At 72.8% G+C, this 23,402-nt stretch carries 20 protein-coding genes; 10 read left to right on the forward strand and 10 right to left on the reverse strand.

Annotated features, from left to right (window positions below; genetic code table 11):
* Nucleotides 1-44: 44 nt before the first annotated feature.
* Entirely contained in the window at nucleotides 45-872 is an 828-nt protein-coding gene (locus WMF26_RS08550; RefSeq protein WP_437999911.1) for a caspase family protein, read from the reverse strand.
* A 229-nt stretch (nucleotides 873-1,101) separates the two neighbouring features.
* Here WMF26_RS08550 and WMF26_RS08555 point away from each other — a divergent pair, with 229 nt between their 5' ends.
* Nucleotides 1,102-2,517: a multicopper oxidase family protein gene (locus WMF26_RS08555; RefSeq protein ID WP_437999912.1), complete on the forward strand. Its 1,416-nt coding sequence runs from the start codon at nucleotides 1,102-1,104 to the stop codon at nucleotides 2,515-2,517.
* A gap of 75 nt (nucleotides 2,518-2,592) precedes the next feature.
* Nucleotides 2,593-3,072 (forward strand): GNAT family N-acetyltransferase, encoded by a 480-nt coding sequence (locus tag WMF26_RS08560; protein ID WP_061621801.1) that lies wholly within the window; start codon nucleotides 2,593-2,595, stop codon nucleotides 3,070-3,072.
* Between the two features lie 125 nt (nucleotides 3,073-3,197).
* Here WMF26_RS08560 and WMF26_RS08565 read toward each other — a convergent pair whose 3' ends face one another.
* The 5 genes from WMF26_RS08565 to WMF26_RS08585 all read right to left on the reverse strand — a co-directional run bounded on the left by WMF26_RS08565 (nucleotide 3,198) and on the right by WMF26_RS08585 (nucleotide 8,053).
* The gene (locus WMF26_RS08565) at nucleotides 3,198-4,619 is read right to left on the reverse strand and encodes an MATE family efflux transporter (RefSeq protein WP_437999913.1); all 1,422 of its coding nucleotides are present in this window, start codon (nucleotides 4,617-4,619) and stop codon (nucleotides 3,198-3,200) included.
* 210 nt (nucleotides 4,620-4,829) lie between these two features.
* Nucleotides 4,830-5,528, reverse strand: a complete 699-nt coding sequence (locus tag WMF26_RS08570; protein ID WP_437999914.1) for a CPBP family intramembrane glutamic endopeptidase — start codon at nucleotides 5,526-5,528, stop codon at nucleotides 4,830-4,832.
* Between the two features lie 28 nt (nucleotides 5,529-5,556).
* Complete coding sequence (locus WMF26_RS08575; RefSeq protein WP_438002389.1) at nucleotides 5,557-5,955, reverse strand: VOC family protein; 399 nt, start codon at nucleotides 5,953-5,955, stop codon at nucleotides 5,557-5,559.
* 155 nt (nucleotides 5,956-6,110) lie between these two features.
* Entirely contained in the window at nucleotides 6,111-7,022 is a 912-nt protein-coding gene (locus WMF26_RS08580; protein ID WP_437999915.1) for an SDR family oxidoreductase, read from the reverse strand.
* Between the two features lie 80 nt (nucleotides 7,023-7,102).
* Nucleotides 7,103-8,053, reverse strand: coding sequence for an AraC family transcriptional regulator (locus WMF26_RS08585; RefSeq protein ID WP_437999916.1), 951 nt, complete (start codon nucleotides 8,051-8,053; stop codon nucleotides 7,103-7,105).
* 174 nt (nucleotides 8,054-8,227) lie between these two features.
* Between WMF26_RS08585 and WMF26_RS08590 the strand changes: the two genes are divergently transcribed.
* Complete coding sequence (locus WMF26_RS08590) at nucleotides 8,228-8,875, forward strand: class I SAM-dependent methyltransferase (protein WP_437999917.1); 648 nt, start codon at nucleotides 8,228-8,230, stop codon at nucleotides 8,873-8,875.
* Nucleotides 8,876-8,879: 4 nt separating this feature from the next.
* On the opposite strand, the gene WMF26_RS08595 is transcribed toward WMF26_RS08590, so the two are convergent.
* Nucleotides 8,880-9,821, reverse strand: a complete 942-nt coding sequence (locus WMF26_RS08595; RefSeq protein ID WP_061623696.1) for a serine/threonine-protein kinase — start codon at nucleotides 9,819-9,821, stop codon at nucleotides 8,880-8,882.
* A gap of 36 nt (nucleotides 9,822-9,857) precedes the next feature.
* Between WMF26_RS08595 and WMF26_RS08600 the strand changes: the two genes are divergently transcribed.
* From WMF26_RS08600 to ggt, 3 genes are all read left to right on the forward strand, one after another.
* Nucleotides 9,858-10,877 carry a lipoyl protein ligase domain-containing protein gene (locus tag WMF26_RS08600; RefSeq protein WP_437999918.1) on the forward strand — a complete coding sequence of 340 codons (1,020 nt, stop codon included), beginning with the start codon at nucleotides 9,858-9,860 and terminating at the stop codon, nucleotides 10,875-10,877.
* Nucleotides 10,874-12,271, forward strand: coding sequence for a DUF2403 domain-containing lipoprotein (locus WMF26_RS08605; protein ID WP_437999919.1), 1,398 nt, complete (start codon nucleotides 10,874-10,876; stop codon nucleotides 12,269-12,271). Before WMF26_RS08600 ends, WMF26_RS08605 begins: the two co-directional genes overlap by 4 nt.
* A gap of 316 nt (nucleotides 12,272-12,587) precedes the next feature.
* Nucleotides 12,588-14,495: a gamma-glutamyltransferase gene (gene ggt / locus WMF26_RS08610; protein WP_437999920.1), complete on the forward strand. Its 1,908-nt coding sequence runs from the start codon at nucleotides 12,588-12,590 to the stop codon at nucleotides 14,493-14,495.
* Between the two features lie 172 nt (nucleotides 14,496-14,667).
* On the opposite strand, the gene WMF26_RS08615 is transcribed toward ggt, so the two are convergent.
* The 3 genes from WMF26_RS08615 to tssC all read right to left on the reverse strand — a co-directional run bounded on the left by WMF26_RS08615 (nucleotide 14,668) and on the right by tssC (nucleotide 19,050).
* Nucleotides 14,668-15,306, reverse strand: a complete 639-nt coding sequence (locus WMF26_RS08615; RefSeq protein WP_061629692.1) for a glutathione S-transferase family protein — start codon at nucleotides 15,304-15,306, stop codon at nucleotides 14,668-14,670.
* A 33-nt stretch (nucleotides 15,307-15,339) separates the two neighbouring features.
* Nucleotides 15,340-17,454, reverse strand: coding sequence for a M13 family metallopeptidase (locus WMF26_RS08620; RefSeq protein ID WP_437999921.1), 2,115 nt, complete (start codon nucleotides 17,452-17,454; stop codon nucleotides 15,340-15,342).
* Between the two features lie 123 nt (nucleotides 17,455-17,577).
* Complete coding sequence (gene tssC / locus WMF26_RS08625; RefSeq protein WP_437999922.1) at nucleotides 17,578-19,050, reverse strand: type VI secretion system contractile sheath large subunit; 1,473 nt, start codon at nucleotides 19,048-19,050, stop codon at nucleotides 17,578-17,580.
* A 636-nt stretch (nucleotides 19,051-19,686) separates the two neighbouring features.
* On the opposite strand from tssC, the gene WMF26_RS08630 reads away from it, so the two are divergent.
* From WMF26_RS08630 to WMF26_RS08645, 4 genes are all read left to right on the forward strand, one after another.
* On the forward strand, nucleotides 19,687-19,947 hold the full coding sequence (locus WMF26_RS08630) for a hypothetical protein (protein ID WP_437999923.1): 261 nt from the start codon (nucleotides 19,687-19,689) through the stop codon (nucleotides 19,945-19,947).
* Between the two features lie 47 nt (nucleotides 19,948-19,994).
* Nucleotides 19,995-20,585, forward strand: a complete 591-nt coding sequence (locus tag WMF26_RS08635; protein ID WP_437999924.1) for a hypothetical protein — start codon at nucleotides 19,995-19,997, stop codon at nucleotides 20,583-20,585.
* A 2-nt stretch (nucleotides 20,586-20,587) separates the two neighbouring features.
* On the forward strand, nucleotides 20,588-22,738 hold the full coding sequence (locus WMF26_RS08640; RefSeq protein WP_437999925.1) for a heavy metal translocating P-type ATPase: 2,151 nt from the start codon (nucleotides 20,588-20,590) through the stop codon (nucleotides 22,736-22,738).
* 107 nt (nucleotides 22,739-22,845) lie between these two features.
* The gene (locus WMF26_RS08645) at nucleotides 22,846-23,400 is read left to right on the forward strand and encodes a cytochrome C (protein WP_437999926.1); all 555 of its coding nucleotides are present in this window, start codon (nucleotides 22,846-22,848) and stop codon (nucleotides 23,398-23,400) included.
* Nucleotides 23,401-23,402: the final 2 nt, after the last annotated feature.

The following is a 23,402-nucleotide window of genomic DNA, read 5'->3' on the forward strand; positions in this document are numbered from 1 at the left end:
CTGGCGATTCGCTCGCGTGAGAGCGCGAGAATGCCCTGTTCCGCTCATCGCCCGAAGAGCGGAGCCTCCTCGCGCCCGCGCGGCGCCACGAGGACCGCATCCTGGGCGTACCCGGCGCGGTTCATGGCGCGCGTCGCGCTGTCGACGATCCGCGCGAGCGAGGCCGTCAGCCCTCCGGGTTGCTCGAGCTCCCGGACGAGGTGATAGGTGAGCGCCCCGTGGACCCGGCCGCCCAGAGGGCCTTCGTACGCGCGCTGCCCCTCGGTGCAGGCGCCGATGAAGACGACGGGGAGCTCGCTCATCGCCCTGCGCATCCGGCGCTCCGCGCGCCTCCGATCGTTCCCCCGCGCGCTCCGGGGCTCGGGGGCCGCGCCGGCGCTCCAGCCGCGAGCGGTCCTGTTGTCGGCCGCCGGCTGGCCTCCCCGCGCCGACGCCGGGGGCATCCCGCCAGCGTGGCAGGAGTCGCAGGTCCACACGACCTGGGCGCCCCTGGGCAGGGTGGAGAACAGCGCGGTGAGCTCGTCGTCGCGGATCGCCGTGGCGTTCGTCCTGTCGAAGCCGAGCGCGCAGAGCACCTCGTCGAGCCGATCGAGCTCTCCGGCGTCTTCCGACGTGTCGAGCTGGTCGCCGTGGCCGCTGAAGTGGAAGAGGAGCTGATCCTGCGGCTCGGCGCCGCGCACGAGCCACTGGAGCCTCTCCAGAATGTCCGACTTGGTACCTGCCATCTGCACGGCGGAGACGATCTCCGTGTCGACGCTGAAGCCACACCGGTCTCTGAGGAACTCGCCCATCAACGCGACGTCGTTCACCGGACCGGCGAGCGGATTGCCTGCGTAGTCGTTGATGCCAACGAGCACGGCGCGCTTCTTCATTCGGTGCTCCATTCTATCGTGCCGCGTGAAACCAATGAGAGGCCGACAGCGTAATATCGCGCCCTGCCTTGGCGCCTGTCCAGGGAAAAGCGCGAGCGTGGTCGAGCGGCACAGGCGCGCCGCAGTCCCCGGGAGCGCGGCGTCTCCGGGGCTGCATGGGCGGCGCCGCCGGCCGCACGAGAACGCGCGGGTCTTCCGCCGCTCGCGTGGTAAAGTCGGCCTCCGCAACATGCCGTACCAGCGCCGTCTCTTCCTTTTCCTGAGCCCTTTGCTCGCCGCCGCCGGGTGCGCGGCCGATCGGCCGTCTCAGCCCGAGGGGTGGGACAGCGCGGTGGCGCTGCGGCCGGCGCTCGATCGCGACGCCAGGCCGGATGTCGTCGAGGTCGATCTGACCGCGCGCGTCGAGGAGGTCGAGATCGTGCCCGGCAAGCGGACGCCCACCTGGACGTATGACGGCGGACTGCCAGGCCCGCTGATCCGCGCCAGGGTGGGTGATCGCGTGATCGTGAATTTCCGCAACGAGCTCCCGGCGCCCACGACGATTCACTGGCACGGCATACGCTTGCTGGCCGCGATGGACGGCGCGCCCGGGCACAGCCAGCCCGAGACGCCGCCGGGCGGCGGCTTCACCTACGACTTCGTCGTCCCCGACGCGGGGCTCTACTGGTACCACCCGCACGTCGACTCCGCCGTCCAGGCGGGCAATGGCCTCTACGGCCCGCTGCTCGTCGAGGACCCGAGCGAGCCTGCGGGGCTCGGCGACGAGCTCGTCCTCGTGCTCAGCGACATCAGCCTGCGCGACGACGGCACGCTCGAGGACCCGCAGGTGGGCGGCAACCTCGGCACGCTGTTCGGGCGCGAGGGCGACCTGCTCCTCGTGAACGGGCGGGTGAACCCGGTGATCGAGGCGCGCGCCGGGCTCAGGCAGCGGTGGCGCATCGTCAATGCGGCCAAGTCCCGTTATTACCAGCTCATGCTCGCGGATCACCGGTTCACCCGGATCGGCGGCGACGGCGGGCTCCTCGAGCGCCCCGTCACGACGGACAGGATCCTGCTCACCCCCGGCGAGCGCGCCGACGTCCTGATCGTGCCGCGCGGCGCGCCGGGCTCGACGCTCCCGGTGCGCTGGGTGCCTTACGACCGCGGCTATGGCGCCACGTTCGGGAGGCCCGAGGTCGAGGCGTTCCGCCTCCGCCTCGCGGACGAGCCCGCGGCCGAGGACGCGCCGCTCCCCGAAGTGGGGAGGGACATCCCGGCGCTCGACACGGCGGCGGCGACGCGCGTCGATCTGAAGCTCACGCAGCAGGAGAGCCCGGGCGGCGTGGAGATGGGCATCAACGGCGTGCCCTCCTGGAAGGCGGAGCCGCTCGTGGCAGCGGTGGGCGAGACCTCGGTGTGGACCGTGGAGAACACGATGGATTTCGACCACCCGTTCCACCTGCACGGCTTCTTCTTCCAGGTGCTCGGCGCTGACGGGAAGCCGGTGCGGCCGATGGAGTGGAAGGACACGGTGAACGTGCCTGTCGACGGGGCGGCGCGCTTCGCGGTCCGCTACGACAACCGGCCGGGAATGTGGATGTTCCATTGCCATATCCTCGACCACGCCGAGGCCGGCATGATGGGGATGCTGCACGTCATCCAGTGACGGCGCCGGGGCCGATCGGCGCCTCCGTCCGGGGCGACGTGGGCCTCCGGCGCCATCTGGTGGTAACCTGGCGCCATGCCGGATCTGCCCATCTCTCTACGGCCGCTCGAGATCGCGGAGCTCGAGGCCTTCGTCGAGCTCGTGGCCTCCTCGTACGCGGAGCAGCGCGCGAGCGCCGTGGACGCGCGGACGGAGGACGAGCAGCGCAACGCGCGCTCCCAGATCGAGGCGTTCCTGCCGCAGGGGCTCGCGACCCCCGACCACCACATCTATTCGGTGCTGGAGGGCAGCGCCGTGGTCGGCCACCTCTGGATCGGCATGACCAGCGCGGACGGGTTTCGCAGCGCGTTCCTCTACGACATCCACCTGCGCGAGGACGCCCGCGGCCGGGGGATCGGGCGCCGGGTCATGGCCCTCGCCGAGGAGGTCGCCCGCGGCCTGGGCGCGCGGGACATCGAGCTGCACGTCTTCGCGCAGAACGCTCCGGCGCGGGGGCTCTACGAGTCGCTCGGCTACCGGCTCACGAGCCTCAGCATGAGAAAGCGCCTCGGCTGACGTCCGCGTGGCGCCGCCCGAGCGCGCGATTGGGGATATGCAGGACGAGACCAGCGCGCGGATCGATGGCATCGATCGAGGTGGCGGGCATACCGCTCCAGAGGGTGAGCGGCAGGCGGCTCCCCTCAGGCGACCCGCGCCGCGCCGGCGGCGCCGACCCCGGCGCGGACGATCTTGCCCCCCGTGAGGCGCAGGAGCCGGACGACGAGGAGCACCGAGTTCGTCACGAGCCCTGCCGTGAGCCCCCACCAGAGCCCTTGTGCGCCGAGGCGCAGCGCGAAGCCGAACAGGAGCGTGAGCGGGAAGCCGACCAGCCAGTGAGAGGCGATGTTGGCGAGGAACGGGAACCGCACGTCCCCCGCGCCGCGCAGCGCCCCGGCCGCGACCACCTGGACGCCGTCGAAGAGCTGGAACAGCGCGGCCACATAGAGCAGCTGGACGCCGATGTTCAGCACCTCGGCGTCCGACGTGAACAGGCCGATGAGCCGGCGCGGGGCCAGGGCGAACAGGAGGGCGCCGCACGTCATGACGGACGTGCCGAGGGCGAGCCCGAGCAGCGCGGATCGCCGCGGAGGGGCGCCGGCGCCGATGGCGTGGCCGACGCGCACCGACGTTGCGCCCGCGACGCCGAGCGCGCCCATGAAGGTGAAGCTCGCGAGCCCGAGGGCGATCTGGTGCGCCGAGACGGTGGGGGCGCCGAGGCGCCCCACGATCATCCCGAGGACCGCGAAGGCGCCGCTGCCGACGAGCAGGTGCAGCCCGATGGGCACGCCGAGGCGGAAGACCGCCCCGGTCGCGACGCGCTCGCGCGGAGGCGCGGGCCGTCGCCCTCCGCGCGGCGCGGCGGCGCCGGCCCGCGCCGCGCGGAGGACGACGGCGGCGAGGACGAGGCTACCGGCGCTCGTCGCGAGCCCGGCGCCCAGGGCGCCGAGGCGCGGCAGCCCGACCGGCGGGAGGCGCAGCCACGCGAGCATGTCGTCGCCGCGCACGAGCAGCCCGCAGAGCGCCGCGTTGACGACGTTGGCGGCGACGGAGGCGACCAGCGCGGGCCGCGTCTCGCCGTGGGCCTGCAGGAACGTCCGGTACGCGAGGTGCGCGAGGAACGGGAAGAACCCGGGAGCGTGGCCGAGCAGGTACGCGCGCACGCCCGGGATGAGCGCGGCCTCGACGCCGATCGGCTCGAGCAGCAGCGTCGCGGCGAACGAGAGCGCGACGCTCGGCAGCGAGAGGAGCGCGCAGGCGCGGAGCGTCGACCGCAGCGCCGCCCGCGCCTGCGCGGGCTGGCCGGCGCCGATCGCCTGGGACGCGAGCGGCTCGAGGGCGAACGCGACGCCCATCCCGAACGAGGTCGCCGCGAACATGATGGAGCGAGCGACGCCGATGGCCGCGAGATCCTGGACCGAAGCGCGGCCGATGATCGCCGTGTCGACAAGGCCCATGGACACGAGGCCGAGCTGAGCGAGGGTGATCGGCAGCGCGAGTCGGGCCAGCGTACGCAGCTCGGCGCCCGCGTCGGCGCCGGAGGGCGCGAGCGAAGTACGGCTCATGCGAGCTCCATGAGGGGCCGCCGATTATCCCCGTGGCCGCGCTGCGTCAACGCGGCCAGGGGAGCCGAGCGCGGCGGGTCATCCAGCGAGAGGCTCGACCGGCGATCGCCCAGGAAGATCGCTGTCCTCGGAGCGCGCCGCACGACATGTCACGTGCCAGCGTGACAACCCCGCTACCTTCACGACGAGGACGGGCCGCGGGGCGCCGCTTCAAGCGAGCCGCAGCGCGAGCATCCCGATCAGGTTGATGCCCGCGTGCGCCACGACGCACGGCCAGACGTTGTCCCGTCGCACCGCGAGCGTCCCGAGCGCCAGGCCGATGGCGAAGGTCTGCACGACGCCGAGCGTGGCTTGATAGAAGTGGCCGATCGCGAACAGGGCGGACGTCAGCACGACGGCGCCGGCGGCGGCGGCGGGGTCGTGGGGGTTTGGGGACAGGGCGGCGCGCAGGCGCGAGATGAAGAAGCCGCGGAAGACCAGCTCTTCGTACGTGCCGGTGAACAGCGCGAGCGGGAGGATGAGCGCCGGCGGAAGCTCGGAGAAGCCGCTGAGCGCGGCGGTCTTCTGAGCGGCGAGCTGCTCCGGGGAGACGCCCGCTGTCAGCCCATAGACGACCGTCCCCGCGCCGGCGAGCAGGTAGCTGGCGATCAGCCCGAGCAGGCCCCAGCCGAGGACGGCGGCCGGCGCCTCGCGCCGGAAGCCGAGCGTGGTCCAGCGCTCCCGGAACACGGCGAGCATGACGGCGATGCTGCCGAGCAAGATGCCGCCGCCGGCGGCGACGCCCTGGGCGATGTCGCGCGGTGAGAGGCTCCGCGCGGCGGGGCGCGCCGCCTCGCCGAGCGCGAGGAGGGTCAGCAGGACGGCGGCGACGACGAAGGCTTGCAGCGCTGATCGGGCGCGGGTGGACATGGCAGGAGCCAGGCGAGCCCGTCGCGAGCTAAGGCGCCGCTGAGCCGCGCTCCATGAAGAGCGCCTCCATGTTGTTGCCGTCCGGGTCGAGCACGAACGCCGCGTGGTAGCCGGGCGGATACCCTTCCGCGGTATCGCGCAGCCCAGGCGGGCCGTTGTCGGTGCCGCCCGACCTCAACGCCGCCGCATGAAAGGCATCGACCTCCGCGCGGCTGCGCGCCGCGAAAGCCGTATGGTTCCGCGTGCTGTGGGGGTGAAACCGGTCGATCCAGAAGGCCGGATAGTCGACGCCGTAACCCAGGGCATCGGCGCCGGTGTCTTCCGGCAGCTGCATGACCCGACGGTAGCCGAGCGCGCCGAGCGCGGCGTCGTAGAACGCTGCCGAACGGGCGACATCGGAGACGCCGATTCCGGTGTGGTGGATGATCATGACGGTGCTCCTTCGTGCTTAGCGCCGCGCGGCGTAGCTCGTCAATCCCCGGGTCACCCACGAGCGGGGAGCGCCACGAGGGCTGCGAGAGGAAGCTTGAGGCGTCGACGCCTCCGCGCGCCGCGGAGGTGAGCGGCCGAGGGGGGCAGCGCTCAGCGCGCGGGCCCTCGTCCGTTGTCGATCCAGCTGGAGAGCTCCTTCCGCGGCTCCGCTTCGAGCTCGAGCAGCTCCCTCAACCTCGACGCGAAGGGCACGGGCGGCCGCCCGAGGACCGCCCCCAGGAGCGGATTGACGCTGGACGCCTCGCCTGCCTCCAGCGCCGGATACGTCGACGCCCAGAACCTCGCGACATCTCCGTTCGCGCTGTTCCGCCGCACGAACTCGTCCTGGCTCACCAGCGAGAAGCGTATCTCGCGGCCGAGGATGGACGAGATGAGCGCGGTGGTCTGCTCCAGCGTGTACGCCTTTGGCCCGACGAGGGCGATCGTCTCATTCTCGTATCCGCCGCCCGCGACGATCCTCGCCGTCGCCTCTCCGAGGTCGTCCCTCGCGGCCCAGGCGACCCCACCGTCGCCCGGCACGACGACCTCGTCGTGTCCGGCGCCGAAGAAGCCGAGAAAGACGGGGAAGCTCTCCATGTACACGCCTTCTCGGAGGATCGTGTAGGTGATCCCGCGCGATCTCAGGTACGCCTCCGTGTCGAGGTGCGCCCTCATCACGGCTGCCTTGCTCTCTCGCCCGAAGGCGAGAGAGGTGTAGTAGACATGCCTCACCCCCGCCGTCACCGCTGCGTCGATCGCGTTCTTGTGCGACGTGACGCGCAGGTCGTCGGAGAAGGACGGATGAGAGACGATCAGCAGCTTGTCTCCACCTCGAAACGCGCCTTCCAGGGATCTGGGGTCGGTATAGTCTCCCGACCTCACCTGCACTCCCGCCTTCTCGAGCTCTGCGCGAGCCAGGCGGTTGTGCAACGAGACGATGATCTCGGAGGGGGGGACCAGCGTGAGGATGTGCTTGAGGACGGACGAGCCGAGGTGCCCCGTGGCGCCGGTGAGGATGATCATGGCGGGAGTCTATGGTCGCGCCCGGGGGTGGGGCAGGGCGAGAGCTGCGCTTCTCTTGCCCGATCCTGCGATCCGGCGCGCTACGGCTTCCGGAGGCGCTCGGCGTAGTCGCCCGGCGCGGCGCCGAAGCGGCGCTTGAAGTCGCGGGTGAAGTGCGAGGCGCTCTCGTACCCGGCGCGCTGCGCCGCTTCGCTCGCGCGCAGGCCAGAGAGCAGGAGGGCGCGCGCGTGCTGGAGGCGCAGCTGCTTCAGGTAGCGCATCGGAGAGACGCGGGCGACGGCGCGGAATCGATGCGCGAAATGCGACGGGCTCATGGCGACGTGCCGCGCCACCTCCTCCACGGACAGCGGCCGCTCGACGTTCGCGCGGAGGAAGCGCATCGCCGCGTGGATCTTGTCCGCGTCGCGGTCGCGCCCCACGGCGCCTCGAACCATCGCGGCGGCCTCCGAGCGGAGCAGGCGAAAGACGAGCTCCTCGAACGCCAGGGGGGCGACGATCCGGCGCTCCACCGGGTCGCGGATCGCGCGGAGCAGCCGGACGACGGCGTCCTCGATCGGCGTGTCGAGGTCCGAGACGACGGCGGGAGCCGACTCGGCCCTAGGCTCGGCGCTCGCGTCGGCCAGCGCGAGCAGCATCCTGGCGATCACGTCCGGCGGGATCTCGAGGCTCATGGCGAGGTACGGAGAGGCGCTGTCGACCTCCGTTATCGCTTCTTCGAACGCCGCGTCCCGCGCCACGACCGCATAGCGCGAGGCGTCGTACTCGAGCTCGACCTCGTCGAACCGCGCGGTCGTCCTGCCTTGACCAACCACGGTGAGCGCCGGACCGAGGGCATGCAGGATCCGACAGGTCGTCGGGCGCGACACACGGACGAATTTCAGGCCGGGAAACGCCGCGTCCGTGCATCCCTCGGCCTCCGCTTGGCTGGCGATGAGCGCCGCGCGTTCGCCGGCGGGCGCCGCGCGATGGAGCCCTGCGGCCTGCGGGCCCCTGGGCCCGTGCCGGAGTCGAGCGTTGGATCTTCGCAGCATGCTGTCAGTCTACACCGCGCCGCGCGGCTCACCAGGCTGGAGCTCTGGCGCGCCAGCTGGTTCCAGGGGGCGAGGGCGCCGAAGGCGACGCGGAGCCTCGAAGGTGATCTCGAGACGAGCGCGGTGATTCACGATTGATCTCTGCAGATCGTTTTGGTCTGCTTTCTCCCACCGATGAGCGACGATCCCAAGCGCATCGTGGCGGATGGATACGATACCATCGCGCCGCGCTACCTGGCCTGGAGCGGCCTCCAGCCGTCGCCGCAGCGCATGCGCTACCTCGGCCGGCTGCTCGATCTGGTGCCGCCGGGCGCGAGCGTGCTGGAGCTGGGCTGCGGCGCGGGGGTGCCCGTGAGCCGCGCGCTCGCCGCGCGGTGCCGGCTCACCGGCGTGGACATCTCGGCCGCGCAGATCGCCCTCGCGCGCCAGCACGTCCCGACGGCGACCTTCGTCCAGGCCGACATGACCGCGCTCGACGTCGCGCCCGCGACGTTCGATGCGGTGACCGCCTTCTACGCGATCACCCACGTGCCGCGCGACCAGCACGCGGAGCTGCTCGCGCGCATCGCCGCATGGCTGCGCCCAGGCGGGCTGCTGCTGGCGACGATGGGCGCGAGCGACTCGCCCGACACGGTCGAGGCGGACTGGCTCGGCGCGCCCATGTTCTTCAGCCACTTCGACGCGGAGACGAACCGCGCCCTCGTCCGGCAGGCCGGGCTCGATCTCCTGGACGCCGAGGTCGTCGACGAGCACGAAGACGGCGTGACCGTGCCGTTCCTGTGGGTGGTGGCGCGCAAGCCGACTGCAGGCAGCGGAGGCTAGGGCGCTACGCCCGCCCCCTCGCCGCCGCCGCCGTCGCATACGGCGGCTCGCGCCCGCCGCGCACCGCGGCGAGGTCGCCCCGCATCGTCCGCGCGTCGGGGTACCGCTCCTGCTTGAGGAAGGCGAGGGCGCGGTCCACCACGGCGCACAGGCCCGGCGGCGCCGTGGGGGCGTGCTGCGCCAGCGGCGGCGCCTTCTCGGTGGCGACGGCGATGAGCAGGCGCGCCTCGTCCAGGTTGCCGTGGATCGTGCGCCCCGCGAGCAGGCGGAACATCGTCGCGCCGAGGCCGAACAGGTCCGTCCGGCCGTCGATCTCGCGGATGAGGCCCAGCGCCTGCTCGGGCGCCATGTAATCGTCGGTGCCGATCGACACGCCGGTGCTCGTCTTCGTCATCTCGGGCACGCCGGCGACGTCCTCGAGCAGCGGGTCGAGCACGCGCGCGAGGCCGAAATCGAGCACCCGCACGCGCCCGTCGTTGCCGATGTGCAGGTTCTCGGGCTTGAGATCGCGGTGAACGATGCCGTGCTCGTGCGCCACGATCAGCACGTCGAGGACCCGCTCGGCGAGCGCGATCACCTGGCCGACGGGGAGCGTCCCGTGCCGGACCATGCGGTCGAACACGGTCTCTCCCTCGAGCATCTCCATGGCCATGTAGACCGCGCCGTCGTCGGTGGCCCCGGACTCCAGCACCTGGGGGAGCCCCTCGCAGAGCGGCGCCACGGCGGCCAGCGCGTTCCCGATCGGCCCCTCGCGCAGGAACCGCTTGCGCACCTCGTCGATGCTGGCGAGCTCGGCGTGCAGGACCTTGACCGCCGCCACGCAGCCGTCGGCGCGGCGGCCGAAGAAGACGCTCGCCATGCCGCCGACCCCAAGGACGCGCTCCACCGCCCACGGGCCGATCCGCGTGCCGACGCGCTGCTCTGCCAGCTCCTCTTCGGTCAACATGGAGCGATGGTAACACCGGCGCCGCCCCGCGGGGCCATGCGCTCCCTCCCGCCTGCCCATCGCCCCCTCGCCGTCGCGCTCGCGCTCGGCCCGGCGCTGCTCGCCCGCGCCCGCGCCGCGCCGGAGGCGCCGTGGCTCGCCGCGAGCCTCGTCGACGGCCCCGCCGTGGTGCTCGGGGCGCTGCAGCGCGCCGCGCGCGTGGTCGACCTCGCGGCCTGCGCGGCGCGCGGCGTGCCGGTCGTGCGGCGCGCCACGACCGGCACCGCCGCCTTCCTCGGCGGGCGCGGCGTCGTGTGGACCCTGGCGTTGCCGCACGTGGCCGCGCTCGCGCCCGACGCCACGGCCCGGACGCTCCTCAACCGCAATGTGCGCGGCTTCCTCAAGGGCTTCGCCCGCGCCGGCGCGCCCGCGCACTACGGCGGGCGCGAGTGGATCGCGCTGCAGCGCCGCCCCGCCGCGCTGCTCGGCGTCGAGGCCGCGCGCGACGGCGCGGTCCTCATCGAGGTCTTCGCCGGCCACGACGCGCCGCTCGCGGTCCCCGCGGAGCTCGCGGCGCCCGACGAGCGCGCCGTCGACCGCTGGCTGGGCAAGGCGCCGGCGGCGCTGGCCGAGGTCCTCCCGGCGCGGAGCTCGCTCGAGGCGCTCGCGCAGGCCGTGGTCGACGCGGTCGCGCTCGGCGCGGGGCTCCCGCGGGTCGACGGCGGCGAGGCGCCGGAGCTCGGCGAGGGGCCCTTCCAGCCCATCACCGCGCCCGACGACCCGGCGCCGCCGGGCGCCGGCGCCGCCGTGGTCGCGCGCGTGCCCATCGGCTGGATCGAGGCCGCGGCGCTCGGCGAGGCGCCGGCGCGCGCATGGCTCGGCGGCGACGTCCTCACGGGGCGCTGGCTCCTGGAGGAGCTCGGCCGCGGCGAGGCCGCCGCGCCCCTGGACGCCGGGACCGCGCCGCTCGAGGGGGCGAGCCTCTCCGACCTGCGCGCGCTCGCGCAGCGCGCGCTCTCGACGGGAGCAGCTGTTCGCGATGATCGAGGACCTGGGGGGCACGGAGGCAGCGCATGAAGAGGCGAGTCGAACGGGATCTCTTCGGGACGGCGGCCGCGCTCGGGCTCGCCATGGCGGCGGCCGGTTGCGGGGGCGGAGGCGGGACGCCGGGCGGGAGCGGCGGCGCTCACGGCGAGAACGGCGGCACTGGAGCCGCCGCGGGGACCGGCGGCGCCGCGGGGACCGGAGCCGGCGCGGGGACCGGAGCCGCGGGGACCGGCGGGGCCGGCGCCGGGAGCGGGGGAGCGCCGGGCGGAGATCCCTATCCGACGGAGAATGTCGGGCCGGTGACCCGCGGAGGAACGATGACGTTCCAGAACATCGGCGCGCCCGGCTACTGGGGTCGCCGCATCGAGGCGGAGCCGGGCGACCCGCGCTGCGACGTCGAGTCGACGACGCTCAACTTCTCCTGGGGCGACGAGTTCTGCTGCCGTACGCGCCACGAGGTCACGAGCGCGTCGCTCTCGCCCTTCAACGAGCAGATGACCCTCATCTTGCGAGGGCCGCTCCGCGTAAAGCAGCTCGCCGTCTACCAGCCCGGAGGCGCCGGCGATCGCTGGGTGCGTCGCTCATTCTGGGATCGCCGCGCGCCGCAGGCGCTCGCGGACCTCAAGCTCACCGGGCCGGACGGCGCGGGCGCGTTCACCGGCGATCTGGGCAATGCATGCCACTGGTATGCGATGCGCGACGCGCCTTTCCCCTGCGGGCCGGGCAGCGATCCGTACTGCCCCTCTGGCGGGCCCGACGTGAACTACCACGGCTGGGAGGGCTCGAAGCTCGTGGTGCTGCTCGCGTCGATGCCCTACGCGGACGACCCGGCGCTCGCGCAGCTCAGCTGCGCCGACGGCCCGAGCGACGGCTGGACCGACGCGCCGTGGGTCGGGTTCTCGGCGTCGGAGCTGATGCGCGACGGCTGGGGCAAGTATCACCCTTGCCATTGCTATGCGAACACCGACCCCGGGGTGGGGGACGGCTGCGGGGAAATCAACGTCTTCGAGACGGTGTCGGAGGCCGAAGGGCTCGAGTACGGCAACCGGGATATCCTCAGCACCGGGCTCCGCTCGTACCAGGTCGGCCACCTGGGCGGGAGCGTCTGCGGCAAGCAGCGCTGCGACGTCGCGTCGTTCCCCGACACCGCAGATCTGCTGGACGCGTGCGGACAGGCCGCGCTCGACGCCGGCGCCGTCCTCGACGCCGACGACCCGGGCGGAGGCTGCCCGGTGTGGCGGCGTCCCCTCGACGACCGGTTCTTCTTCATCCTGCTCGACGAGGCGAAGCGCACCGTCCAGGTGGGCATCGTGCACCCCGCGGCGATCCCGGCGAGCGCCGCGGAGATCTTCCCCGGCTTGCCAGAAGAGGTGAGTCAGGCATCGATGGATCGGCTCGCCGCGCTGCGCCTCCCCGAGCGCTGAGGCCCGCGCAGGCGCCCGGCGCCGGCCGGCGGGGGGATGTCGCCAATCCCTCGCCGATCCGCGCCGGCCCGACCGCGCCGGTCCGCTCGATCGCGGGCCGGCCGCGGGCGCTCGCGGGCCGGCCGCGGGCGCTCGCGGGCCGGCCGCGGGCGCTCGCGGGCCGGCCGCGGGCGCCGGTACGGCGATTGCATTGTGAGTTTCCGGGCGGCGGCGAGCGCCACATCGCTGCTCCTGGACAGAGCTTCACGGCCGCTGTCGCCCCGTGAGGCAGGACGCCCCAGCGTGGCCGCGCCCGGCGCTCTTCGCGAGAGAAGCCATGAAGAACACCACGCCCCTCGTCGGTCTCCTCCTCCTCTGCGCCGCGTGCAGCCCGAACGAAAAGCTCGCTCCGATCGGCGCCGGCGGTGCCGATCGGAGCGACGCGGGGGCGGCGCCGGACGCCTCCGGGGGCGGCGCCGAGGGCGATCTCTTCGCCCAGCTCCCGACGATCGCGCCGACGGCGACCGGGCAGCGCGGGGCGGCGGCGACGGTCGATCTCCGCGGCACGCTGGCCGCCATCGAGGTCCTGAAGCGAGGCGGCAACGCCGTCGACGCCGCGGTCGCCGCGGCGGGCGTGCTGGGCGTGACCGATCCGTTCTCCTGCGGCATCGGCGGCGGCGGCTTCATGCTCATCTACCTCGCCGACGGGGACGAGGTGATCGCCCTCGATCACCGCGAGACGGCGCCGTCGCGGCTCGAGGCGCGGCTCTATTACGAAGACGGCGCCCCCGTGCCGTTCGACGAGCTCGTCACCAGCGGCCTGTCGGTCGGCGTCCCCGGCGCCGTGCGGGGCTGGAGCGACGCGCTCCGCCGCTATGGCACCCTCGGGCTCGGGGACGTGCTCCAGCGGGCCATCCAGGTCGCGGAAGCGGGGTTCGACGTCGACGAGACCTTCTTCGATCAGACCCAGCGGAACCTCTCGCGTTTTCAGGCGATCACGAGCACGAAGGCGCTCTTCTTGGGGCCCGACGCGGAGCCGTGGCCCCTCGGCACCCTCTTCAAGAACCCGGACCTCGCCGCCACCTACCGCCTCATCGCCGAGGGCGGAGAGAAGGCCTTCTATGAAGGACAGCTCGCCGCGGCCATCGTCGCCGCGGTGAAGGAGCCTCCGGTCGAGCTCGGGAGCGCGCTCGACGTCCGCGCCGGGGTGCTCGAGCTCTCCGACCTCCGGGATTACGAGACCCGCGTCCGCCCGGCGCTCTCGACCACGTACCGGGATTACACCATCTACGGCGTCGGCCTCCCGAGCAGCGGCGGGATCGCCGTCGCGCAGGCGCTCAACCTGCTCGAGGGCTACGACATGGCGACCCTCACGCCGGTCGAGGTGCTCCACCGCTACCTCGGCGCCTCGCGGCTCGCGTTCGCCGATCGCGGCGCTCTCCTCGGCGATCCCGAGTTCGTGGACGCCCCCGTGAAGGGGCTGATCTCGAAGGACTACGCCGATTCACGGCGCGCGCTGATCGACCTCGCGGCGGCCCCCTCCGCCGCGGCGGCGCCGGGCGACCCCTACGCGTTCCAGAGCGATCCGAGCCCCGCGCCGGGCCGCGCCCGGGCGGCGAAGGGCGGGAGCGCTGGCCCGAAGGACGCGGACGACAACGAGACGACCCACATCACCGTCAGCGACGCCGCCGGCAACATCGTGTCCTATACGTGCACCATCGAGTACGAGGGCGGCAACGGAATCGTGGTCCCCGGCTACGGCTTCTTGCTGAACAACGAGCTCACCGACTTCACCATCCCGCCCGACCCGAGCGCGCCGCACCCCAACGTGGCCGAGCCGGGCAAGCGCCCGCGCAGCAGCATGAGCCCGACGATCGTCCTCAAGGACGGAAAGCCCGCGCTCGCGCTGGGCTCTCCGGGCGGGTCCACGATCATCACCACGGTGCTGCAGATCCTCGTGAATCACATCGACCTCGGCCTCCCCATCGACGAGGCGCTCTCGGCGCCGCGCCTCTCGCAGCGCAACTCCGGCGACGGATCGACCGACGCGGAGACGGCGTTCCTGAGCGCCCCCGAGGCCGAGGGGCTCGCGTCGCTGGGCCACGCCCTCTCCGACGCGGCCACGCTGGGCGGCGAGATCGGCGCGGCCACCGCCCTCCGCTTCCACGGCGATGGCACCGTGACCGCGGTCGCCGAGCCGGTCCGACGTCACGGCGGGAGCGCGATGGTCGCGCAGCCGCGGTAGGCGCGGCGCGCTGAAGGCTCGGTAGAACGTCAGCGATGCTGCGCGCTCGGCCTCGGCGGCCGACGCCGTGGCGCTGGCAGGAGCGGTCGGAGCGACGGGGCCATCGCCAGGGCCGGCTGCTGGCGGAGCAACAGACGATCCGTAGGGGTGTTGCTCCAGCAGCAGCCGCGCGTCAGGAGGCCTTCACGGCCACGTGGAGGGGCTGGACCACCGCCGCGAACGCCGGGAGCGCCTCGCAGCGGGCCGCGTGCGCGGCCAGCGCCGGCCGCCTCGCCGCGTCGGTGACGGACGGGTGCGCCTCGCCGATGAACCGCAGCGCGCAGGCGACCGCGATGTCGGCGTGGGTGAAGGCGCCGAACCAGAAATCGCCGCCCCGGGCGGCGCGCTCGCGCTCCAGGAGATCGAGCGTCTCGCCGAGCTGCGCGGCGCAGCGGTCGACCCAGACCTGGCTGCGGCGGTCGCCCGCGCGCAGCACGTGCTCGTAGAGCAGGCTCACCGCCTTGTCGGCGAGCCCCGTGGCGAGCGCGCAGACCCGCAGCCCGGCGCGGCGCGCTTCGCCCGAGCGCGGAAGGAGCGCGCGATCGGGCCCCACCAGGTCGTCGAGGGCGTCGAGGATCGCCGCGCTCTCGACGAGCGACTCCCCGCTGTCCGTCACGAGCACGGGCACGCGCCGGAGCGGGTTGTACTTCGCGATGGACTCCGCGTCGGCCCACACCGACCACGGGCGGTGCTCGTACGCGAGCCCGTAATGCTGGAGCGCCACGGCGACGCGGCGCACGAACGGCGAGTCGTACTGGCCAATCAGGATCATGGTTCCTCCTCTCTCCAAGGACGCCGGCCGCGGCTACCAGACCGAGCACATCTTCGCCGGCCGCATCGGCGTGCCGGGCGCGCACTTGAAGGCCTCGGCGAACTGCGGCAGGTTCGCGAGCGGCCCGTTCACGCGGAACCGCGGCGGCGAGTGCGGGTTCACCTGCACCATCAGCCGGAGCGCCTCGTCGCGCATCTTGCCGCACCACGCCTGCCCGTGCGCCAGGAAGAACTGCTGATCTTCGGTGAACCCGCCCGCGACCGTCTGCTCCGCCGCGCCCTTGCGCATCGTGCGGTACGCCGCGAACGCGAGCTTCAGGCCCCCGAGGTCCGCGATGTTCTCGCCCAGCGTCAGCTTGCCGTTCAGCTTCACCCCCGGCAGCGCCTCGTAGCCCGAGTACTGCGCCTCGACGCACTCGGTCTTCGCCTTGAACGCCGCGGCGATCTCCTTCGACCACCAGTCCTCCAGGTTGCCCTTCTGGTCGAACTGCGAGCCCTCGTCGTCGAACCCGTGCGTGAGCTCGTGCCCGACGACCATGCCGATGCCGCCGAGGTTCACCGCGACGCCGGACTTCACGCTGTAAAACGGCGGCTGGAGGATGCCGGCGGGGAAGACCATGTGGTTGCGCTGCGGATCGTAATAGGCGTTCACCGAGGGCGGGCTCATCTGCCACTCGTCGCGATCGACCGGCTTGTCGATCTTCCCGAGATCCCACCGCGTGTGGAAGGCGCGCGCCGCCAGCGCGTTCTTCGCGTACGACTTGGGATCGACCTCGAAATCGTACGTCCGCCACTTGTCGGGATACCCGATGAGGTACGCCATCGCGCCGAGCTTGGCGAGCGCGCGCTGCCGCGTGCCCTCATCCATCCAGTCGAGCGCCCGCACCTCGCGGCCGAACGCCTCGCTGATCGCGCGCACCATCGCCTCGGCCGCGGGCTTGCTCTCGCCGGAGAAGCTCGTCTTGACGAACGGCTGCGCGAGCAGCTCGCCGAGCGCGTTGTCGGTCGCGTCGACGCAGCGCTTCCAGCGCGGCCGGACCTCCTTTTGCCCGGTGAACGCCGATTGCAGCGTGAAGGTCTCGTCGACGAACGCCTTGGACAGCGCGGGCGCGAGGGAGCGCACCACGTGCCACGCCAGGTAATTCTGCCACGCGGCGGGCTTCTCCGACTTGAGCAGCCGTGAGAGCCCCTCGAAGAACCGGACGGAGGTCACGTTCACCTCCTTGATGTCCGGGCGGCCGAGACCCTGGAAGTACGCGTCCCAGGGGAAATCCGGCGCCGCCTTCGCGAGCGCCGCCCGATCCATCTTGTTGTACAGGCCCTTCGGGTCCCGCCGCTCGACCCGCGTCTTCGAGATCTTCGCGAGCTCGGTCTCGATCTGCACCACGTCGACCGCCGCCGCCTTCGCCGCGGCCTCCTGGGCCCCGGCGAGCCGCATCATCCGCGCGACGTGCTCCTCGTAGGTCTTGCGGAGCGCCTTCGACTTGTCGTCCTCGTTCAGGTAGTAGTCGCGGTCCGGCAGGCCGAGCCCGTTCTGGTCGAGCTGGGCGATGACGCGCGTCGCGTCCTTCATGTCCTGCGCAGAGGCGATGTCGAACAGCGCCCAGATGCGGCGGCTGTGGAGCTCGGTGACGAGCGCCCCGACGCTCTTCGGGTCGCGCACCCGCCGCGCCTTGGCGAGGAGATCCGCGATCGGCTTCGCGCCGGCGGCCTCGATCGCGGCCTCGTCGACGCACGCGCCGTAGTAGGCCCCGATCTTCTTGCTCACCGGATCCCGGTCGCCGGCCTGCGCCGCCTCCTCGAGGATGCGCCGGAGCTCCGCCTCGTTGCGCTGCTCGATCTCGTTGAAGCTCCGCATCCACATGGCCTCGTCGCCCGGGATCTCCGTCTTCGCCAGCCATCCGCCGCAGGCGAACTGATAGAAGTCCTCGCAGGGGTTGGCCGAGCGGTCGAGCGCGGCCTCGTCGAGCCCGACGTTCTCGAGCTTCGTCTCGACGATCGGGAGGCCCTGCGGCGCAGGCGGAGGGGCCGCCGCCTTCACGGCCGAGGGGGGCGGCGGCGGCGGGCCCGCGGCCGGGCCGCAGGCCGGCAGCGCAGAGAGGGCCAGGGTGATCGCGAGGGGGGCTGCGAGCGGTCGTTGCGTGCGCATGCGGCGCTCTACCACGAACCGCGCGCTGCGCGGACAGCGACCGCCGGCCGCGCGGAGCCCGCGACGCAGGCCAGCCATCGCCCCCTCGGCCCTCGGCCGCCGTCGCCCGAGGCGCGGGCGGCCTCACTCCCGGTCGAGCTTCCCCATCAGGCTCAGGGTGAAGTACGCCCCCATGTACTTGAGGTGCGGGCGCACCTCGAGGTGCACCCGGTACCAGCCCGCGCTCCCCTCCACCTCGGTCACCGTGGTCCGCGCCTTGCGGAGCGGCCTGCGCGAGCGCACGGCGGGCGACACGACATCCATGTCCGCGACATACTGGTTCAGCCAGCTGTTCAGCTCGCGCTCGAGATCGCCGCGCTCCTTCCACGTACCGATCTGTTCCCGCTGCATCACCTTGAGGTAGTGGGCGAGCCGGCTGACGAGGAGCACGTAGGGCAGCTGCGTGCCGAGCCGGTAGTTGATCTCCGCGGCGCGCCCCTCCTCGCTCTGCCCGAAGAACTTCGGCTTCTGCACCGAGTTCGCGGAGAAGAAGCAGGCGTTGTCCGTGTCCTTGCGGAACGTGAGGCCGATGAAGCCCTCCTCGCTGAGCTCGAACTCGCGGCGCTCGGTCAGCATGATCTCGGTCGGGATCTTCGTCTGGATGGCGCCCAGCGCATCGTACTCGTGGAGCGTGAGCCCCTCGACCGTGCCCCCTGACTGCGGGCCGATGATGTGCAGGCACCAGCGGTGGCGCGCGAAGCTCTCGGCGAGCCGGGTCGCCATCGCGTAGGTGGGGGCGCCCCACAGATACGCCGCGTGGTTGCCGACGACGTCCTCCTCGTAGGAGAACGCCCGGACCGGGACGGTGCTCGCCCCGTAGGGCAGGCGCAGGAGGAAGCGGGGGAGGAGCAGGCCCACGTAGCGGGCGTCCTCGGACTCGCGGAACGAGGTGTATTTCACGTACTGCGGCCCCTCGAAGAGCGCCTTGACGTCGCCGAGGTGCGGCACCTTCCGGTAGTCCGCGAGCCCGAAGAACTGCGGGCCCGCGACGGCCAGGAAGGGCGCGTGCGCCATCGTCGCGACCGCCGCGCACTTCTGGAGGAGCGCGATGTCCTGGGGCCCGGGGCCGAACTCGTAGTTCGAGATGACGGCGGCGAACGGCTTGCCGCCGAAGGAGCCGAACTCCGACGAATAGACGATCTTGTAAAGGCCGCTCCTCACGATCTCGGACGAGTCCTCGAAATCCGCGAGCAGGTCGTCCTTCGAGCAGTTGAGGACCTCGATCCGGATGTTCTCGCGGAAGTCGATGCGATCGACCGCGAACTTGAGGCCGCGCCACGCGGCCTCCAGCCGCTGGAACGCCGGGTGGTGCAGGATCTCGTCGATCTGGCGCGACAGCCGCAGGTCGATCTCGGCGATCCACAGGTCGATGAGGGCGTTGTCGAGCGCCGGGCCGGCGTCCGGCCGGCCGGCCACCCTGTCGAGCGCGGCCTCCACGCCGCGCTTCACGTCCTGGTAGGCCTCGTTGGCCGGGGGGATCCCCGCCTCCGCCAGGATCTCCTCGAGCAGAGAGCCGCCGCTCTCCGTCGCCGGCTCTTCTTGCTGCCCCGCTTGCATGTCCACAAATTTACCACGGTCGCTCGCCGGCTGGAAGCGACGGACACGCGGGCGTCCGCGGCCGGCGCGGCGCGGTCCCGCGCACGCCGCGCCCCATCTGCCCGCGCCGATCGCGCTGACGTGACGGCGCGGCGGCGCGCCTCGGACGCCCGCGCACGGCCGTATTGAACCGTGCAGAACAGCGCGTAACAGCGGGTAACAGCGGTAACAGCGGTAACAGCGCGTGACAGCGCAGGGCGCTCCGTCAGCGCGCAAGTCAGGTGTCGAGTGGACATGAAATGTACATGGCGATCGAGAGACTACGGTGTTACAAATCATGCGTGGGTGCTCTCACGGAAGTCGCGGAAGCAGTGATCTTCGCTCGAAGGCGCCCTCCCAAGTTTCCGGATCCGGCGCCGCCGCCCGCGCGACGTCGCCCGTCCTGGCCGTGGCCGCGCGGCGCCGACATCGCGCGTCGCTAGCGTCCCGAACAGCCAAGAACCCCAGGGATCAGCCACAGGAGCACGGAGGGACAGAGCGCTTCTTCTGTCTCTCTCCGTGTCCTCTGTGCCTCTGTGCCTCTGTGGTTCCGATGCTTTGTGTTGCAGCGGCGCCGCCGGGCGCCGCCGGTCGTGGATTTCGAGAAGAGGAGGGGGGATGGAACGCCTCGGGCTCGGCATCATCATCGGCGTGGGACTCGCCAGCTTGACCAGGATCACCCGTCCGACCGTCAAGAGGGCCTTGCGGTTCGGCTTCGTCGCCGCCGACGCGCTCAAAAGCGCGCTCGGCGAGGGCAGGGAGCGGCTCGGCGATCTCATCGCCGAGGTGAGGGAGGAGATGGCCCGGCAAGAGCAGCGCGCCGGCGCGGGCGGCGCGCGGGCGCACGCGCGCGCCGAGATCGAGCCGCCCGCGGCCTGACGAGAGGGTGTTCCGGTGACCCGGCCCGGCCGGCCGGGAGGTGAGCCATGCCGAGCGATCGAGGGGTCGTCATCATCCACAGAGTTCTCGGGCGCGTGCGCCTCGGCGTCCCCGCGCTGCGGGGGGACCCGTCGAGGGCGGAGGAGATCGCGGAGGCGGCGCGCGCCTGCCCGAGCGTCGTCGACGCGCGGGCGAGCGCGTGGGCCGGGAGCCTCACGGTCGAGCACGAGCCCGACGTCCCGCTGGAGATCGTCCTCTCCGAGCTCGCGAGCATCCCGGAACTCGCGGACTGCGGCTGTCACCCGATCGACGCGCTCTCGCCCCCGCCGCCGCGCTGCGCGGCGCCCGCCGAGCCGCCGAGCCCCGGCCGGACGGCGCGCCTCGTGGTCCAGGCCGCGGGCCGGCTGAACGCGGCGTCGCAGGCCGTCCCGCCGCCGCAGGTCGACCTCAAGATCGTGATCCCGGCGCTCCTCGTCGGCTCCGGGATGCTCCAGGTGCTGCTGCGGCGCTCCCCGGGCATGCCCCACTGGATCACGCTCATCAAGTACGGGGTCGACGCCTTCGTGGTGCTGAACCACGCCCGCATCCAGGGCTTCCTCGCGGGCTCGGGCGCGCCGGCCGGCGGCGAGGCGGGGTGACCATGGCGGCGCTCCTGTCGAGCGGGACCTGCGCGGTCTCGGTCGTCCACGCGATCCCCGGCAGGGTCCGCCTGCGGCTGCCGCGGATCGGGCGGGACGAGGCGTTCGGCCCGCTGCTCGAGGCGGAGCTCGCCGCCGTGCCGGGGGTCCTGTCCGTGCGCATCGCCGAGGGCGCGTCGAGCGCCGTCGTCGAGCACGACCCGCGGATCGTCGACGTCGGCGCCATCGTGCGCGCCGCGGACGCGGCCTCCGCCGCGCCGGCCCCGCGGGGGGCGCTGCGCGCCGCGCGCGGCGCCAGGAAGGCGCGCCGCGCGTCGGCCCTGGCGAGGCGCCCGCTCTACCTGTCGAGCGCCGGCATGCTCTTCTCGCTCGGCTTCGTCTCGCCGCTCCTCGCGTACCCGTTCATCGCCGCGACGTGCGCGCCCATCTTCAAGCGGGCGTGGCAGTCGGTGGCCCGGCAGCGCAAGCTCAACGTCGACCTGCTCGACAGCCTGGCGATCGCCTCGGCCGTCGCGACCGGCGACGCCATCAACGCGGCCGGCATCATCTGGCTGGTCACGCTCGGCGATCACATCCGCGATCTCACCCAGGCCCGCGCCCGGCGCGCGATCCGCGGCCTGCTCGGCTACCAGCAGGACCTCGCCTGGGTGGTGCGCGGCGACGCGAAGGTGCAGGTCCCGGTGGCCGAGCTCGCCGTGGGGGACGTCGTCGTCATCTACACCGGCTCGGTGATCCCGGTCGACGGGACGGTCACGGACGGCGAGGGGCTCGTCGACCAGCAGACGCTGACCGGCGAGTCGATGCCGGTGCTCAAGGGCCCCGGCGACCGCTGCTTCGCGGCGACCGTCATCAAGGACGGCAAGCTGTACGTGCGCGCCGAGCGCGTCGGCGGCGACACGACCGCCGCGAGCACCGCGCGGCTCATCGAGAACGCGCCCGCGCTGGAGACGCGCGCGCAGAACTACGCGGAGGTGGTGGCGGACCGGCTCGTCCCGCCGGCGCTCGCGTGCTCGGCGATCGTGCTCGCGGCGACGCGGGACCTCGGCCGCGTGTCCGCCATCCTGACCATCGACTTCGGCACCGGCCCGCGCGTCTCGGCCCCGACCACGGTGCTCGCCTCGATGAACGCCGCGGCGCGGCGCGGCATCCTCATCAAGGGGGGCGCGTACATCGAGAAGCTCGCGCGGGTGTCGACCGTGGTGTTCGACAAGACCGGCACGCTGACCTCCGGCGTGCCCGAGGTGACCGACTTCCTCGTCCACGACGCCCTGTCCGAGCGCGAGGCGGCGACGCTCGCCGCCGCGGTGTCCGCGCGGCAGACGCACCCCGTCTCGCAGGCCGTGCTCCGCCTCGCCGAGGCGTGGCGGCTGTCGGTCCCGGACCGGGAGGAGTCCCGCTACCTCGTCGGCCGGGGCGTGCAGGCCCGGGTCCTCGGCAAGGTCGTCCAGCTCGGCAGCCCGCGCTTCATCGAGGAGCTCGGCGTCCCGTGCCGCGCCGAGGCCGGCGCGCGGCAGGCGCTCGAGGCGTCGGCGAAGTCGCTCCTCTTCCTCGCCGTCGACGGGCAGCACGTCGCCACGCTCGCCTACCGCGACGCGATCCGGGCCGAGAGCCGCGCGACCATCCGGAGCCTGCGCGAGCGCGGGATCGACGACATCGTCATGCTGACGGGCGACAGCCGCGAGGTGGCCCGGCAGGTCTCGCTCGAGCTCGGCATCACGCGGTACTTCGCGGAGATGCTGCCCGAGGACAAGGCGGAGATCACGCGGCGGCTGACGCAGGAGGGCCGCACGGTCGCGGTCGTGGGGGACGGCATCAACGACTCCCCGGCGCTCTCGTACGCCGACATCGGCATCAGCGTGTCCGCGGGCGCGGAGATCGCCCGGGAGACGGCGGGCGTGGTCCTCGTGGAGGACGACCTGTCGAAGCTCGTCGAGGCGATCGACATCTCGCGCGGCGCGATGCGCATCATCCACCAGAACTTCTCGATGATCCTCGCCGTGAACGCGGTCGCGTACGCGCTGTCGATCCCCGGCCTCCTCAACCCGGTCGCGGCGACGCTCATGAACAACGGCTCCGCGGTCCTCGCCTGCGTGAACGGCCTCCGTCCGCTCATGGCGGCGCCGCGCAGGGCGGCCCGCGCGGGCCGCCGGTGAGCCGGCGCGGCGCGCCCGGGCGGCGGCGGGCGCGCTCCGTCCGGCGCGGCGCCGCGGCCGGGTATGCGCGCTGCACGGCGGATGAAATGGCCGGGATGGAGAGGGAAATGCGCGCTGGATCGAGGTCCTCCGCCGCGCGGCTGCGCGCGGCGCGCCGGGCTGTGCGCGGGCTGCCGGGCGCGGCGCTGGCGGCGGTGATCGGCTGTGCCGACTGTGCTCAGCCGCCCGCCACGCCGCACGTGACCGCGGCGAGCCCGGAGGAGGCGGGCCGGTACCTGATCCTCGTGGGCGGGTGCAACGACTGCCACTCGCCGGGCTGGGATCGATCGAGCGGCAGGCTCCCGGCCTCGGAGTGGCTGACGGGCAACGGCGTCGGCTACCGCGGTCCGTGGGGGACGAGCTACGCGGCGAACCTCCGGCTCTCCGTCCAGGACCTCAGCGAGGACGCGTGGGTGAGGATGTTCCGCGCGGCCGTCGGGCGCCCGCCGATGCCCTGGCTCAACTACGCCACCATGCACGAGCGCGACCTCGTGGCGATGTACCGCTTCATCCGGAGCCTCGGCGCGAAGGGCGCCCGCGCGCCGCAGGCGGTGCCGCCGGGAGCGGAGCCGGAGACGCCGTACATCCTCATGGTCCCACAGCCGCCGGCGCGCAGGCCGTAGCG

Origin of the sequence: Sorangium sp. So ce185, assembly GCF_051526825.1 — a bacterium.
In the GTDB taxonomy this organism is placed as follows: domain Bacteria; phylum Myxococcota_A; class Polyangia; order Polyangiales; family Polyangiaceae; genus Sorangium; species Sorangium cellulosum_D.